Annotated in this window: 15 protein-coding genes; 8 read left to right on the top strand and 7 right to left on the bottom strand. The window is 57.0% G+C overall.

What is annotated here, in order from left to right; all coding sequences use genetic code 11:
- Positions 1–16 precede the first annotated feature (16 nt).
- The 4 genes from ACNSOI_RS05840 to ACNSOI_RS05825 all read left to right on the top strand — a co-directional run bounded on the left by ACNSOI_RS05840 (position 17) and on the right by ACNSOI_RS05825 (position 2,436).
- Positions 17–631 (top strand): hypothetical protein, encoded by a 615-nt coding sequence (locus ACNSOI_RS05840; protein ID WP_420195334.1) that lies wholly within the window; start codon positions 17–19, stop codon positions 629–631.
- A 209-nt stretch (positions 632–840) separates the two neighbouring features.
- The gene (locus ACNSOI_RS05835) at positions 841–1,113 is read left to right on the top strand and encodes a BrnT family toxin (RefSeq protein WP_420195333.1); all 273 of its coding nucleotides are present in this window, start codon (positions 841–843) and stop codon (positions 1,111–1,113) included.
- A gap of 1 nt (position 1,114) precedes the next feature.
- Positions 1,115–1,417 carry a CopG family antitoxin gene (locus tag ACNSOI_RS05830; RefSeq protein WP_303288999.1) on the top strand — a complete coding sequence of 101 codons (303 nt, stop codon included), beginning with the start codon at positions 1,115–1,117 and terminating at the stop codon, positions 1,415–1,417.
- 284 nt (positions 1,418–1,701) lie between these two features.
- Entirely contained in the window at positions 1,702–2,436 is a 735-nt protein-coding gene (locus tag ACNSOI_RS05825; RefSeq protein WP_420195332.1) for a hypothetical protein, read from the top strand.
- A 231-nt stretch (positions 2,437–2,667) separates the two neighbouring features.
- Here the strand turns inward: ACNSOI_RS05825 and ACNSOI_RS05820 are convergent, their stop codons facing one another.
- Together ACNSOI_RS05820 and ACNSOI_RS05815 are read right to left on the bottom strand one after the other, a co-directional pair.
- On the bottom strand, positions 2,668–3,945 hold the full coding sequence (locus ACNSOI_RS05820) for an MFS transporter (RefSeq protein WP_420195331.1): 1,278 nt from the start codon (positions 3,943–3,945) through the stop codon (positions 2,668–2,670).
- A 37-nt stretch (positions 3,946–3,982) separates the two neighbouring features.
- Positions 3,983–4,873, bottom strand: a complete 891-nt coding sequence (locus tag ACNSOI_RS05815) for a LysR family transcriptional regulator (RefSeq protein ID WP_420195330.1) — start codon at positions 4,871–4,873, stop codon at positions 3,983–3,985.
- 109 nt (positions 4,874–4,982) lie between these two features.
- Between ACNSOI_RS05815 and ACNSOI_RS05810 the strand changes: the two genes are divergently transcribed.
- Together ACNSOI_RS05810 and ACNSOI_RS05805 are read left to right on the top strand one after the other, a co-directional pair.
- Positions 4,983–5,423, top strand: coding sequence for a DoxX family protein (locus ACNSOI_RS05810; RefSeq protein ID WP_058092349.1), 441 nt, complete (start codon positions 4,983–4,985; stop codon positions 5,421–5,423).
- 37 nt (positions 5,424–5,460) lie between these two features.
- Positions 5,461–6,225: a DODA-type extradiol aromatic ring-opening family dioxygenase gene (locus ACNSOI_RS05805; RefSeq protein WP_420195329.1), complete on the top strand. Its 765-nt coding sequence runs from the start codon at positions 5,461–5,463 to the stop codon at positions 6,223–6,225.
- 64 nt (positions 6,226–6,289) lie between these two features.
- Here the strand turns inward: ACNSOI_RS05805 and ACNSOI_RS05800 are convergent, their stop codons facing one another.
- Together ACNSOI_RS05800 and ACNSOI_RS05795 are read right to left on the bottom strand one after the other, a co-directional pair.
- The gene (locus ACNSOI_RS05800; RefSeq protein WP_420195328.1) at positions 6,290–7,639 is read right to left on the bottom strand and encodes a diguanylate cyclase domain-containing protein; all 1,350 of its coding nucleotides are present in this window, start codon (positions 7,637–7,639) and stop codon (positions 6,290–6,292) included.
- A 110-nt stretch (positions 7,640–7,749) separates the two neighbouring features.
- The gene (locus ACNSOI_RS05795; protein ID WP_061333520.1) at positions 7,750–8,127 is read right to left on the bottom strand and encodes a nuclear transport factor 2 family protein; all 378 of its coding nucleotides are present in this window, start codon (positions 8,125–8,127) and stop codon (positions 7,750–7,752) included.
- Positions 8,128–8,326: 199 nt separating this feature from the next.
- Here ACNSOI_RS05795 and ACNSOI_RS05790 point away from each other — a divergent pair, with 199 nt between their 5' ends.
- Both ACNSOI_RS05790 and ACNSOI_RS05785 read left to right on the top strand, forming a co-directional pair.
- Positions 8,327–9,634, top strand: coding sequence for a short-chain fatty acid transporter (locus tag ACNSOI_RS05790; protein ID WP_106693749.1), 1,308 nt, complete (start codon positions 8,327–8,329; stop codon positions 9,632–9,634).
- 143 nt (positions 9,635–9,777) lie between these two features.
- Complete coding sequence (locus tag ACNSOI_RS05785) at positions 9,778–10,599, top strand: YciI family protein (RefSeq protein WP_420195327.1); 822 nt, start codon at positions 9,778–9,780, stop codon at positions 10,597–10,599.
- Positions 10,600–10,705: 106 nt separating this feature from the next.
- On the opposite strand, the gene ACNSOI_RS05780 is transcribed toward ACNSOI_RS05785, so the two are convergent.
- The 3 genes from ACNSOI_RS05780 to ACNSOI_RS05770 form a co-directional block, all read right to left on the bottom strand.
- Complete coding sequence (locus tag ACNSOI_RS05780) at positions 10,706–11,701, bottom strand: branched-chain amino acid ABC transporter permease (RefSeq protein ID WP_106693751.1); 996 nt, start codon at positions 11,699–11,701, stop codon at positions 10,706–10,708.
- A gap of 2 nt (positions 11,702–11,703) precedes the next feature.
- A complete protein-coding gene (locus ACNSOI_RS05775) occupies positions 11,704–12,591 on the bottom strand; it encodes a branched-chain amino acid ABC transporter permease (RefSeq protein ID WP_106693752.1) in 888 nt (295 codons plus the stop codon).
- A 107-nt stretch (positions 12,592–12,698) separates the two neighbouring features.
- Entirely contained in the window at positions 12,699–13,910 is a 1,212-nt protein-coding gene (locus tag ACNSOI_RS05770) for an ABC transporter substrate-binding protein (RefSeq protein ID WP_061333516.1), read from the bottom strand.
- Between the last annotated feature and the right edge of the window lie 33 nt (positions 13,911–13,943).

Genomic DNA, 13,943 nt, shown 5'->3' with positions numbered 1-13,943 from the left:
CTCTACAGGAGAATCCGTGGAATCAGATGTCATAGAGGCAACTTCATTAGCAGCTTGGTTGGACCCTAGGATTGTGGTGCCTGCAATAGGTGTAATCCTTGCCTCCGTCATCGTGCCTATTTTACTGCATTACTTGAAGGCAAAAAGGGAGCGCGAGGACAAAATTCTTGAGATTCGGACTAAGGTCTACGCTGAATACTTCCGAAAATTTGAAGAGGCAGCAAAAGGCGTCGGAGTTGATTATGAGGAGTTTTCTAAGGTGACCTTGCGAAGTGCATTTCGGGAACTCCTTGAGTCTGATAGTTCGCCTGATGCGATTATCAAATTCCAGGATGAGGTTGGAAAGTTCCCCCACCAAATTCAGGACTCTCACAGGAAGGCAACAGAAGAGATTACTACTTTAAAGATCTTGGGTTCTGAAAGACTTTTCCAGTTGACGTCGGACTTCGAGCAGCTTAATCAAGAAATTCTTGAAATGTCGTCTGATTGGCTGGGAGAGATGCAGCAGGCTTTATCTGCACCGGATTTTGAAGCACCGATCGCAAAGAAAATGAAAGAGAAAGGTGAAAAAGCAAAGAGCCTTAAAAACGAAATCATCAAGCAAATGCGGTCGGAGCTGAATCTTGGTTAATTAGCTAACAAGTGAAGTCTGTCGGACAAATCACTCGCTGCGCTCGCAATTTGCCGCAGCTACAGGCGTTAAGTTTTCTAGGAGAGGAGAAATGTCGCAAAAATTACTACTAGGAGCTTTCCTTTTCTGGATTTCGATTCCTGGAGCCTCCTCAAAACCCGGGGCGGTTCAGGGATGCCAATAGGCACACACTCTGCTAGACTCGCCCTATGAAGCAAATTAACTGGAATGCTGAAAAGAACCAGCAGTTGATGAGCGAGCGCGGAGTTTCCTTCGAAGATGTCTTATTTGCTCTTCAGTCTGGTGGTTTACTGGATGATGGACCTCACCCCAACAGGGAGAAGTATCCGAATCAGCGCCTTTTGGTGGTTCGGATTGACGACTACGCCTGGCTGGTGCCGTACGTTGAAAATGATAGCGAAATTTTTCTCAAGACGGTCATCCCCAGTCGCAAGGCCACCAAGAAATTTCTAGGGAGGTAGCATGGCTAAGACCAAATTAGATCCCGAAGAGCAAGAACTGCTGGAGGCTTACGAGTCCGGAGAGTTCGAGTCAGATCTGGATGCCGATCGTCGGGAGTACTTGACGAAGGCAGCGGAAGAAACGTTCAAGAAGGACAAGCGGATCAATATACGCATCTCCAGTCGAGATCTGGAAGCACTGCAACGTCGAGCCCTGGAAGAGGGACTTCCTTACCAGTCCCTGGTTTCCAGTGTCCTGCACAAGTATGTCTCCGGCGGTCTCAAAGACATCTGTGCCAACAAGTCGGGCCAGCGGACGCGCTAAAGCGCGCCACCGCCTTCTGCGTTAGCCAGGAAAGACAGCACGGTAAAAACGATACTTCTTGGAAATGCTGGCGCTGGTAAAAGCACTCTCGCAAAGCGATTAATTGCCAAGCAGCCAGCCCCTCGCCTTTGTCTTGATGAGGTGCATTTCACAACGGGGCGCAGCGGCGCCCGATCCAAGATAGCATCACGACTGATGCTCATATTTGTTAGCTGAAACAGGGAAAGCATCGATTTGCTGTGGCAACCTCTGCGAACGGTGTACTTCAGGGAAGAATCGTATTTATGTCAGGAACAGAGTGTCGCGAAAAAAGTCCGCAAACAATTTCCGTAAGTCAGCGAAGCCCTGCTCTGGGCTTTAGTGTGTCATACAAAAAAAGCATTCCGATCCCCGGTCTGAAACCAAAGGCCCGCGAGGAGCTGGGATATCCGGGAGTTGGCCGTTGGACACGCAGTGCGCAGGCAACAGGATCAAAGATACAGTATCTCATCGGGCTGTTTTTTCTGCTGTTGCCACTGACTGTCTACGCGGTAACACTGGGCAACTATTTCCATCCTATTTTGTTGTGCGGTCCGTTTTTCGGCATTTGCATGCTTTCCTCTCGACTGAACACCACACGGAAGCTGCTCAAGTACGGAGCCACGTTGCTAAAACTGGACAAGGAACCTGAGGTTGGTGGCAACGCTTCAGGAATCATACGTTTTCTGAAGCCTCTGCGGGGAAACCAGCCAGTGGAGGTGAAGCTGGTTTGTTATAAGAAGGACGCAATCGTTAGTAATAATAATTTGTCGCGTGACGCTGAATACTGGAGCATAAAGCAGCAGATTCGGGTGAAGCCCGAAGGCAGGGAGCGTGTTGTGCTATTCAGTTTTGATGTGCCTTCAGGACTGCCCGTTAATGACCTGCCATGTTACTACTGGCTACTGGAATTGCGGGGGACGCATAGTCAGAAAAGCCTGTATCGCTCCTGGCGCATGCCGATCGACTCAACTAATAGTGACCGCACCGAATCGGGCTGAGAGGCCGCGCGAAGTGGTGATTCCTTGCTCCCGGACTACCCTAGAAAAGTGCGGGGTATGTGAAGACAAGGTCGCCGCCGGGATTGAACGGGCGATGAGCATTTCCCTGCTTCACATTGCAGACGCCACCGCCAAAGTCCTCAAAGAGGATGGGGTAACCTGCGTCCGGCTGCTGGGCACACGATTTACGATGGAGCAGACGTTTTACCTTAGTCGTCTTCAGGATCATAGTTAGTTGCCCTCACTCCGGGCCTCAATCTTGACGGCCCGATACGGCTCCCCCTCCTCAGTCTGCAACTGATAATCATAAGCCGCCTGCAAGCCGGTTTCGTCCTCGCCCTGCTCTTCTGCGCTCGGTTCAAGGGAGCGCGGGTAAAGCGGCGACAGCAGTGCCGCCAGTATGCCGATGGCGGCAAACATGGCAAACGCATCCGCATAACTGAATTCGTTCACCAACATACCCACGATGGGCGAGCCGACGGCCTGGCCAAGGGATACCGATATAAAGGGCAGCACCGGCCCCACAGACAACCGGCCGGGTAGCAGGCGGATGCCGGTCATCAGGTACAGGCCGGTCAGGCTCATGTAGGCCAGGCCGAATACCAGGGCGGAAAACACCGCAATCACTATATTGCCGGGGCTGGCTGCCAGCAGGGCCAGGCTGGCAGACAACATCATCAGCATCAGGGCCTGGGTGATGGGTGGGTTGTTGCGATCGGCAAGGTCTGCAACCACGGCACCGCCCAGCCCAGCCAGGCCTACCCCCAGCCACAACCAGCCGGTAGAACCCGATGGCAAGGCACCCACGGTAACCGCCAGGTCCGGCGCAAAAATCCAGTACGCGGCAGACACAAAGCCCATCACGAAGGCAAACCCTGAGAGCCGCAGCAGGCGCACCCACTGCAGGGCAGTAATGGCAGGCGGCGGCGCTGCGTTCGCCGGCATGACTCGTGAAACCGAGGGGATTAAATACCGGGTTGCCAACACCCCGATAATGGCTAAAACCGCGAAGGAGAAATAGGCATAACGCCAGGCCCCGGCCAGTAACAGAATGGCCGACGCGGCGCCCACCACACCCACACTGGTTCCGGCGTTCATCACCGAGCTCACGCGCCCATGCAGGGAGCGTTTTACCAGCGCCTGCATGGCGGCGGTCAGTGCCGGCATCATCAGGCCGGTGCAGATACCACAGGCGACTACGCCCACACCCAGCGACAAAACGCCCGACGCCTGGCTGATCAACACCAGGCCCACCGCACCAAAGCCGCCAGACAGCACCGCCGTGTTGCGGGCGCCCAAGCGATCAGCCGCCAGCGGCGCGACCAGGGTAGCCAGGATAAAACTGATGAGGGGAAGCGCGCCGATGATGCCGATCATGTCTGGCGAGAGTTCCAGCTCCGCCCGGATCGGCGGCACGAACAAGCCGAAGGCAAAGCGGGCCAGCCCGAAGCTGATGGCTATCAGGGCGGCACCCAGAAGAGCAAACGAGGTACTTGAAGGAAACTTCATGTCACCTCCGGCAGGCTACTGTAAATTTACGGCGGCACTACACAGCGTCTGGCAACGTTGCCACCAGGAAGTCCACCAGCGCCCTCACCTTGGGCGTAACAAACTTGCGGGTGGGATAAACCGCATACACCCCCAGCTCGGTAGAGCAGTATTCCGGCAGCAACTCGACCAGCCTGCCCGAGTCCAGATCGTCACGCAACAGGAAGCTCGGCTGGTACACCACCCCCTGGTGAGCCACCGCGGCGGCGCAACAGGTGTCACCGTTGTTGGCGTACATCCACGGGCGTACCCGCGTGCTGACCGGCCCCTCCGGCCCCTGAAACTGCCATTCGTTACCGCTGGCCAGGTTGCTGTAGGCAATGACCTTGTGGTGCATCAGGTCTTCAGGCGTTTCCGGGGCTCCGTGCGCCCGGATGTATTCGGGCGAGGCGCACACCATCAGCCGGGTATTGGTGAGGCGACGGCTCACCAGGGTGGAGGTTCGCAGGCTGGCAATACGAATGGCCAGGTCAAAACCTTCTTCAACGATATCCACGATGCGATCAGACAGCTCGATGTTCAGTTCCACCTCCGGAAACCGGGCGTGGAACTCACCCCACAGCGGGGCCAGGTGTCGAATACCGAAACTCACCGGTGCGTTGATGCGCAGCACCCCTTTGGCCACGCTGGTGCGCGAGGTCAGTTCTGCTTCGGCCTCTTCCACCCCCGCCAGCAGTTCCCGGCAACGAACGTAAAACACCTCCCCTTCCGCTGTCAGGGACAACCGCCGGGTGGTGCGGTGTAGCAGCCGCACGGTAAGGCGCGACTCCAGCTCGTTGATGTAGCGCGATACGGCAGCCTTGGACATACCCATGGTCTCGGAGGCGGCGACAAAACTGCCGGCTTCCACAACGGCGCAGAAGGTCTGCATTTCCAGTAATCGATCCATTTTATTGTTCCGCTTTTTGAAACAGTCAATCTATTAAACGTATGTTTATCCCAAAAATAGATCCCCGTAAAGTAGCCCCATACTCAACCACACAGAAGGAAGCACGATCATGAACAACGCACTCATCAACAAACTGCTCGATACCAACGCTGGCTGGGGCGCCCTCGCCCTGCGTATTCCGGTAGGCATTATCTTCGCCGCCCACGGTGCCCAGAAGCTGTTCGGCTGGTTCGGAGGCTACGGCCTTGAAGGCACCGGGCAATGGATGGATTCTATTGGTTTAAGCCCGGGCTACCTGATGGCCCTGCTGGCCGGCGGTACGGAGTTCTTTGGCGGTCTTGCGCTGATCATCGGCCTGCTGGTTCGCCCTGCCAGCGCGGCTCTGGCTTTCGCCATGGTGATTGCCATTTTCAGCGTGCACATCCAGAACGGCCTGTTCATGAGCAACAATGGCTACGAATTCGGACTGGCCTTGCTGGCGGCTTCTGTTTCGCTGATGTTCAGCGGTGCCGGGCGCGCATCGGTTGACCGGCTTGTGGCCGCTCGCTAAACAGTACACCGAACTCAACCCAAAGGAGCAATGCGCCATGACCAGTCTGTTCGTATCCCACGGCGCCCCCACCTTTGCACTGGAGCCGGGCCTGGCAGGCCCGGCCCTCACCCGGCTGGGGCAGCAACTTCCACGGCCGACTGCCGTGCTGGTGGTGTCGCCCCACTGGATGACACCCGAGGTGCGGGTAGGCCTTGCCGAAACACCGGCAACCATCCACGACTTCAACGGTTTCGAACCCGCGCTTTATGAGCTCGAGTACACGGCTCCAGGCCACCCGGCTTTTGCCAGAATGGCGCTTTCTCTCCTTGAGGAAGCGGGCTGGAAGCCAGTCGCCGACGCTCAACGCGGCCTCGACCACGGTGCCTGGGTGCCGTTGCGGCATCTTTATCCGGATGCGTCCGTGCCGGTATTTCAGGTATCCCTGCCGGATTGGCTCGACAGCCACTCTGCCTGGCGCCTGGGCCAGACGCTCGCCCCTTTGGAAAAAGAGGATGTTCTGATCGTCGGCTCCGGCAGCCTGACCCACAACCTGTATGAGGTCCGCTGGCGCGACGAACAGGCAAGCGAGTACGCCCGGGACTTCAGCCACTGGATTCGGGAAGCGGCGATTGCAGGCGATCAAGAGCGACTGGTAAACGCCCTGACCCTGGCTCCCCATGCTCGCCGCGCACACCCCACGGTTGAGCATTTCCTGCCGCTACTGGTTGCCCTTGGAGCTGCTGATTCCAATGCCCCGGCCACGGTTATTGAAGGTGGCATTGAGCACGGGGTGCTTTCGATGGATTCGTTTGTTTTCTGAGGGGCGGCTCCACACTGCATCCGAAAATTCCCGGTCGGCTTGAAAAGGGCCGACTAAAACCCGTTCAGAGTCCCCGTTTCTGCTCGTACATTTTCGAATCGGCGCGCCCAAGCAGGTTGCGCGCCGTGTGGCCGTCTTCGGGGTACAAGGCAACACCCACGCTGAGGGAAATCAGCACCCTCTGGTCTCCCAGCACCATGGGCGCGGCCATTACCTCGCGGATTTTGCCAACAGCAGCATCCGCAGCGGCAAGATCGCCGATGTCGGTCAACAACACGGTGAATTCGTCACCGCCCATGCGCGCTACGGTGTCTGTTTCGCGGGTGCACTGTTCCAGCCGGCGCGCGGTTTCGATCAGCAGCTGGTCGCCTGCCTCATGGCCCAGGTTGTCGTTTATCTGTTTGAAATCGTTGAGGTCCAGATACAACAGGGCTACGTGGCTGTTATGCCGGCTGGCTGACTTCAATGCGGTTTCCAGCCGATCGTAAAACAGTGATCGGTTAGTCAAACCAGTCAGGGGGTCGTGGTGCGCAAGAAAACGCAGGTGATCTTCCGCGCGCTTACGCTCGACAACGGTCGCAACCTGGGCGGCAACGAACTGAAGCAGCTCCTGGTCCTCAGCGCGGTAATGGGTGTGTTCTGAATGGCTCTCAATCACCAGCGCGCCCAGTACCGACTCGTTTGAGATCAGAGGCACACCCAGCCAGTTCTTGGGGCCAGGCGCGTTCAATCCATCCATCGTTATCGCCCCAAGACCCGGTTGATAGGGATCCCGTGAGGTCAGTATGGCCTGTCCGGAGCCGATCACCTCGGCCAGCGCGGTGCCGGGTTGCATCGAGCCTTCAATCCAGTCATTGGAGCCATCGGCTGACCAGTCCGGAACGGTCAACACCGCCTTCACCGGATCATAGAAAACCAGGTGCAGATCGTTGTGCGGAAACAGCTCTGTAATCACCTGCCGCACACCGTCGCAGATCCCACGCAGGCTATCGGCAGCGTGTGTGGCTTCCGATATTCGGTAGAGCGCATCCCGGGTTTGATTGGCGCGCCGCAGAGACGTCACATTGCGGGCCAGGCCAATTCGCAATCGGTCGTCTTCTGACCAGCGCGCAGACCATAATATATGAACCGCATGGCCCTCTTTATGGAGGTATCGGTTTTCAAAGTTGGTGTGGGCCTGGCCCTGCATAACGCGCTTGGCTTCTGCGCGGGTGCGCTCACGGTCATCGGGATGAAGGTAATCGAAAATCAACGTGCCGATCATTTCAGAGGCGGTGTACCCCAGTAGTGCCTCGCAGGCGTCGCTGACAAACACAATGTTCCCGAATTCATCCACAACGAATACTGGATCCAGCAACAGATTAACCAGCTTGGGATACAGGGTTTCAAGATCGACAGGCATAGGCGCAGCCATTTACTTCACATGTGAAAGCATATTTCACTAGCATAATCGGGAATGGGCGCAACGGATAGCCACTTAGCGGCCAAAGGGCAAACACACAAAGCCCGTCTATTCTCAGCCCTTCAACTGGCGGACGGCAGGTTGCCCCCGAGCATGTTTTCAACCACGGCGGCGTTATAGAAGGTTTCCACCGTGTGTATTTTGTCATTCCGGACACGAAACCAGACCGCAAGCCGCACGTCTCCGATCGGTTTGAAGTGGGTCTGGTAGTCCAGAATGGCGTAAACGTGTTCGCCGTCAGCGCTGAGCTGGCGAATAACCAGGTCTTTCTGGATGGCCGCCATGCCGAATTGGTACGCCAGCATGTCGTCGGGCCGGAGGAAACGCATGTTCGGCCCCACATATTCAAACCCCTCTTCAACCAGCAAGGCCTTTGCCTCATCAAAACGCTGGGCCTGAATGTCTGAAATGAACTGCGCCACGATGTCTTTGGGCTGCATGAATAGACTCCGTTTTCAGAGTAGAGAGGATTCAGTACCTGAATCTACCAAATTAGTGCCTCAACATGTCAGTGCTATTTGAGCGACTCATCTGGCGCGCGTAAAGAGCACATCCGACAAAAGAATGATCCCTACAGCATGCGTTTTTCCGTTTGATTGCTAAGCTTGTGATGACCCCAAAATAATAAAGGAGAACACCATGTTAGACAGAGCATCCAAACCCTTTGTCAGTCTGGTGGAGAAGTACCTGCCAGACCCCTACCTGTTCGTTATTATCCTCACGCTACTGTCGTTCATCGCCGCCATGGTCTTTGAAGGCCATGGCCCGTTGGCGGTGATCGAGATGTGGGGTAATGGCTTCTGGAACCTGCTGACGTTCTCCATGCAGATGCTGCTGGTGCTGGTTACCGGGTTTATGCTGGCCAGCACACCACTGGTGCGCGGCATACTCAACCGGATTGCGGGCCTGGCAAGAACGCCTGGGCAGGCGATTGTGCTGGTTACCTTCGTGGCCCTGATTGCCAGCTGGATCAACTGGGGGTTCGGCCTGGTGGTGGGGGCGCTGTTTGCCAAAGCCCTGGCTCGGCAGATTCGGGTGCACTATCCGCTGTTGATCGCCAGCGCCTACTCCGGGTTTATCGTGTGGCACGGCGGGCTGGCGGGGTCCATTCCGCTGGTGATTGCCACCGATGGACACTTCACGGAAAACGTGATCGGCGTTATCGGTACCAGCGAAACCATTTTCGCGTTTTTCAACCTGGCCATCGTGGTGGCCCTGTTTATCGTGGTGCCGCTGGTTAACCGGCTCATGTTGCCCGAGGAACGAGACAGCGTGTACGCAGACCCGAAAGTGCTGGACGACGAGCCAGACACCGCCGTTGTGATCAATCGCCCGGCGGACCACCTGGAAAACAGCAGGATTCTGGCGTGGCTGATTGGCTTCAGCGGCATCGCGTTCATCTTCCAGTATTTCATTAACGGTGGCGGCCTGAACCTGAACATCGTCAACTTCATGTTCCTGTTCCTGGCAATCATTCTACACCAGACTCCCAAACGCCTGCTGGCCAGTCTGAACGAGGCGGTTAAAGGTGGTTCCGGCATCGTGATTCAGTTCCCCTTCTATGCAGGCATCATGGGGGTTATGACTGCATCCGGCCTGGCCGCCAGCATTTCCTCGGGCTTCGTTTCCATCGCCAGCGCGCAAAGCCTGCCTTTCTGGAGCTTTATAAGCGCAGGCCTGGTGAACATCTTTGTGCCGTCTGGGGGTGGGCAATGGGCGGTGCAGGCGCCGGTCATGCTGCCAGCTGCCCAGGAACTGGGTGCCGATATCCCCAGGGTTGCCATGGCGGTAGCCTGGGGTGACGCCTGGACCAACCTGCTGCAACCTTTCTGGGCCCTGCCCGTGCTGGCGATTGCCGGGCTGAAAGCCAAAGACATCATGGGCTATTGCCTGATGCTGCTGTTTATTACCGGCGCCATCATCAGCATCGGCCTGACCTGGCTTTAACCCTCCCCCTGCCGGCTGTTGGCGAGGCTCTTCGCCAACAGCCGGTACTTTCCCGGCGATATCCATAAATCCGGTTGTCGATTTCCATCAGCCTCGCCCGACTTACCAGTGAAGACAATCCACAATCACTGGAGAAAGCTGGTATGAGATACATGCTGATGCGCAAGGCCGATACAGACACTGAGAACGCCGTATTGCCGACCGAAGAGATCCTGCAAGCGATGGCTGACTACAACGAACGCATGCTACACGCCGGGGTGTTCGTTGATGGCAATGGCTTGCGGCCAACCCGCGAAGGATGCCGCATACAGTTCCATAATGGTGAACCAACGGTGGTGCGCGGCCCCTTTGAGCACACCCACGAACTGCTCGCGGGCTACAGCGTGCTTGAGGCAGATTCCCTGGAAGACGCCATCGCCTGGGCAAAGCAGTGGCCCCGGGAAGATTCTGGCGGCAACGTGACCCTGGAATTACGCCGTTACTTCACCCTGGAAGACTTTGAGCCAGGCGCGGCCCTCGAGAAGCACCGCTCCATGGGAAATTTGCCCCGTGAAATTAACGTGCATGTGGCCTTTGGCGGCAATTGCCGGGAGGCGATGGAATTCTATGCTGAGGTAACCGCCGGCCACCTGGAAGCCATGATTACCTATGGAGAAACACCGGCAAAGGCGGATGTACCCGAAGCGATGCACGACCGCATTGTTCACTCCTCCCTGAACCTGAGGGGGCGCCGATTGATGGGGGCGGATATGGCAGGCGACTGCTATCAAGCACCCCAGGGCGCCCAGGTTCACCTGGATTACGCTGATACGGAGCGGGCAGAGCAGGTTTTCCAGGCGCTGTCTGAGGGAGGCACAACAATCATGCCATTTGAAGAGACGTTCTGGGCGCACCGGTTTGGAATGGTGAAGGACCGCTTTGGTGTTCAGTGGATGATCAGTGCAGAACTGGAGCAGTGTCAGTAGGCCCGGCGTTCGGCCAGGCCAGTGCGCTACCCGGCAGGAGGTGTGGGGGTAATGTCCCACACCTCCTGTAGTCCGGTGTGTTTGATGAACGCCGTACCGGAGGGATTCACCCCAGGTTTTTGCGCAGGAATTTCTGGATTTCGCCGACGATCCCGCTGCGGAACGCCAGTACGGTCAGCACGAAGATGCCGCCGAGGATCGGGTTCACCCAGTCCCGCAGTGGCCCCTGGGACAACTGGTATTCGATGTTGACCACAAAGGTGGCGCCCACCACCGGGCCGAGCAAGGTACCCATGCCGCCGACCAGTGTCATCAGGATGACCTCACCGGACATGTGCCAGTGGGCGTCGTTGAGCGAGGCGAGCTGGAACACCACCGATTTCATGGAACCTGCCAGGCCCGCCAGCGCCGCCGAAATCACGAACGCCAGCACTTTGTAGCGGTCCACGTTGTAACCGAGTGACACCGCGCGGGGTTCGTTCTGCTTGATGGCCTTGAGCACCTGGCCATAGGGGCTGCTGACAATGCGCTGAACCAGCAGGTAGCAACCGATAAACACGGCCAGCACGAAGTAGTACATGTTCAGGTTTTTCGACAGGTCAATCAGCCCGAACAGGTGGCCCCGGGGGATCCCGTGCATGCCATCTTCACCGCCGGTAAATTCCGACTGAACAAAGAAGAAATAGACCAGCTGGGCCAGGGCCAGGGTGACCATGGCAAAGTAGATGCCTTGCCGGCGAATGGACAACAAGGCGAACGCCAGGCCCAGGGCCGTTGCGACCAGCGTGCCTGCAATAATGCCCACTTCTGTGGTCAGGCCTGAATAATTGCTGAGCAGGTAACCGGTGGTGTAACCGCCGGTGGCGAGAAACGCGGCATGGCCAAAGGACAACAGCCCGGTAAAACCGAACAGCAGGTTAAAGGCCACCGCAAAGAGTGCGAAGCACAGGATCTTCATCAGGAAGACCGGGTACATCGCGAATGGCGCCGCCAGCAGCAAGAGCAGCAGTACGCCGTTGAGGAGCATCTTCCGGCGATCCTGGGCCTTTTGCTGGTCGATGATCGCCTTTCGCACGTCGGCGGGATTAAAGGATTGGCTCATGATTATGCTTCCTTACCGAACAGGCCTGAGGGTCGGAACATCAACACCACCACCATGACCAGGAAAATAACGGCAGACGACGCGGGTGGATAAAAGGTTTTGGTGAGGCCTTCAATCACGCCCATCATAATGCCCGTGATAATCGCCCCGCCAATGGAGCCCATACCGCCAATCACCACCACGGCAAACACCACGATCAGAGTATTGGCGCCCATGCCGGGCGTGACGGAGTAGATGGGTGCGGCAAGCACACCGGCAAAAGCCGCCAGCGCCACACCAAAGCCGTAAGTGAGGCTGACCAGCAAAGGCACGTTGATGCCGAAGCCTTGCATGAGTTGGGAATCTTCTGTGCCGGCCCGCAAATAGGCCCCCAGTTTGGTTTTTTCGATCATGAACCAGGTGCCAAAACACACCAGCAGCGCCACCACAATCACCCAGGCCCGGTAATAAGGCAGGAACATAAAGTCCAGTTTAATGCCGCCCTTGAACATATCGGGCATGGCATAGCGCAGGCCAGACACACCGTAGATATTGGTGAGCACGCCCTGAATAATCAGCGCCACCCCGAAGGTAAGCAGCAGGCTGTAAATGTGATCTTGCCCGGCAATTCGCCGCAGCAGGAAATATTCAATCAGCACCCCGAACACGCCGACCAATAGCGGCGCCATAAACAAGGCGACCCAATAGTTGACGCCCAGGGTGTTGAACATAACCACCGTCAACAGGGCACCCAGCATGTACATGGCACCGTGGGCGAAGTTGATGATCTTCAGCAGGCCGAAGATGATGGCAAGGCCCAGGCTTAACAGGGCATAAAAGGCGCCATTGATGAACCCGATCAAAAGCTGACCGGAGAGCACAGCAAGAGGGACGCCGAAAATCATGGTCATGGGTTTAACTCCACAAGCAGCACGTACGTTGGTATTGAGCTTGTTGGCTCAGTGATATGCCGGGCGCACCCTGCCCTGTTGCAGGGCGCGCCCGGCTTTCCTCAGCCTCAGTTAGTCACCAGTTTGCACTTGCTCTCAGAGAGTGGGCGGTAGGCTTCGTCGGCCGGTATGGTCCGCAGGATCTTGTACAGATCCCATTCGTTCTTGGACTCCGCCGGTGTTTTCACCTCGGCCAGATACATGTCGTGCACCATCCGGCCGTCTTCGCGGATACGACCATTGGTGGCGAACATGTCGTTGATGGGTGTGTCCATCATCTGCTTGCGAACGGTTTGGGCATCGTCCGAGCCTGCCGCGGCCACCGCATTCAGGTAATGCAGGGTGCTGGAATAGATACCCGCATGCACCATGGTGGGCCGCACACCGGTTTCTTTCATGAAGCGGTCTGACCACTCACGGGTGTCGTCGTTCATGTCCCAGTACCACCCGGTGGTGAGCTGGATACCTTGCGCTGTGTCGACACCCAGCGCATGCACGTCGGTCAGGAACAGCAGCAAGGCGGCCAGGGTTTGGCCCGCCTGGGTAACACCGAATTCACTCGCGGTGGTGATGGCGTTGGTGGTGTCTGAACCGGCGTTGGCCAGGCCAACGACATCCGCACCGGAAGCCTGAGCCTGCAGCACGAAAGAGGAGAAATCCTGGGTCGGGAACGGATGGCGAACAGAACCGACGATCTCACCTCCGTTGGCCTCCACCACGCGGGTAACGTCTGCTTCCAGGGCGTGGCCGAAGGCGTAGTCTGCGGTCATCAGGTACCAGCTCTTGCCGCCCTCTTTAACCACCGCACTGGCGGTTCCGTTGGCCAGCGGATAGGTGTCATACACATAGTGGATGTGGTTGGGGGTACAGTGCTCATTGGTGATGCTTGAGGCGGCAGAACCGGAGACAATGCCCAGTCTGTCGTTTTCTTCAAGGATCTTGCTGACTGCGATGGTGACAGACGAAGCCACCAGGCCGGCAACCATGTCTACCTTGTCGTTTTCCACCCAGCGGCGAACCGTGCTGGAAGACGCATCGGGGTTGTTACGGTCATCGGCACTGAGAACTTCGATCTTGGCGCCGTTCACAGTGCCACCGAAATCCTTGATGGCCATCTGCAGGGCCTTGAGGCCATTGGGGCCCGCCAGGTCACGATAGGTACCAGACATATCGGCCAGGTAGCCGATCTTCACCGTATTGTCGGAAATGGCCGCCTGCGCGCCACTCACCATCAGAGCTGAGGCAACGGCTGAGGTCAGAAGCTTTTTGGTCATTGTCATTATTGTATCTCCGCTACTGTCTTGCGTTGGTTG

The organism is Marinobacter sp. GH_1 (assembly GCF_048595985.1).
Lineage (GTDB): Bacteria > Pseudomonadota > Gammaproteobacteria > Pseudomonadales > Oleiphilaceae > Marinobacter > Marinobacter shengliensis.
This window is presented reverse-complemented; position numbering and strand designations above follow the sequence as displayed.

Bases quoted from the DNA above. Each gene is read 5' to 3' on its own strand.
- ACNSOI_RS05835 (WP_420195333.1), top strand. From the start codon at position 841: ATGAAGCAAATTAACTGGAATGCTGAAAAGAACCAGCAGTTGATGAGC.
- ACNSOI_RS05830 (WP_303288999.1), top strand. From the start codon at position 1,115: ATGGCTAAGACCAAATTAGATCCCGAAGAGCAAGAACTGCTGGAGGCT.
- ACNSOI_RS05825 (WP_420195332.1), top strand. From the start codon at position 1,702: ATGTCAGGAACAGAGTGTCGCGAAAAAAGTCCGCAAACAATTTCCGTA.
- ACNSOI_RS05820 (WP_420195331.1), bottom strand. From the start codon at position 3,945: ATGAAGTTTCCTTCAAGTACCTCGTTTGCTCTTCTGGGTGCCGCCCTG.
- ACNSOI_RS05815 (WP_420195330.1), bottom strand. From the start codon at position 4,873: ATGGATCGATTACTGGAAATGCAGACCTTCTGCGCCGTTGTGGAAGCC.
- ACNSOI_RS05810 (WP_058092349.1), top strand. From the start codon at position 4,983: ATGAACAACGCACTCATCAACAAACTGCTCGATACCAACGCTGGCTGG.
- ACNSOI_RS05805 (WP_420195329.1), top strand. From the start codon at position 5,461: ATGACCAGTCTGTTCGTATCCCACGGCGCCCCCACCTTTGCACTGGAG.
- ACNSOI_RS05800 (WP_420195328.1), bottom strand. From the start codon at position 7,639: ATGGCTGCGCCTATGCCTGTCGATCTTGAAACCCTGTATCCCAAGCTG.
- ACNSOI_RS05795 (WP_061333520.1), bottom strand. From the start codon at position 8,127: ATGCAGCCCAAAGACATCGTGGCGCAGTTCATTTCAGACATTCAGGCC.
- ACNSOI_RS05790 (WP_106693749.1), top strand. From the start codon at position 8,327: ATGTTAGACAGAGCATCCAAACCCTTTGTCAGTCTGGTGGAGAAGTAC.
- ACNSOI_RS05785 (WP_420195327.1), top strand. From the start codon at position 9,778: ATGAGATACATGCTGATGCGCAAGGCCGATACAGACACTGAGAACGCC.
- ACNSOI_RS05780 (WP_106693751.1), bottom strand. From the start codon at position 11,701: ATGAGCCAATCCTTTAATCCCGCCGACGTGCGAAAGGCGATCATCGAC.
- ACNSOI_RS05775 (WP_106693752.1), bottom strand. From the start codon at position 12,591: ATGACCATGATTTTCGGCGTCCCTCTTGCTGTGCTCTCCGGTCAGCTT.
- ACNSOI_RS05770 (WP_061333516.1), bottom strand. From the start codon at position 13,910: ATGACAATGACCAAAAAGCTTCTGACCTCAGCCGTTGCCTCAGCTCTG.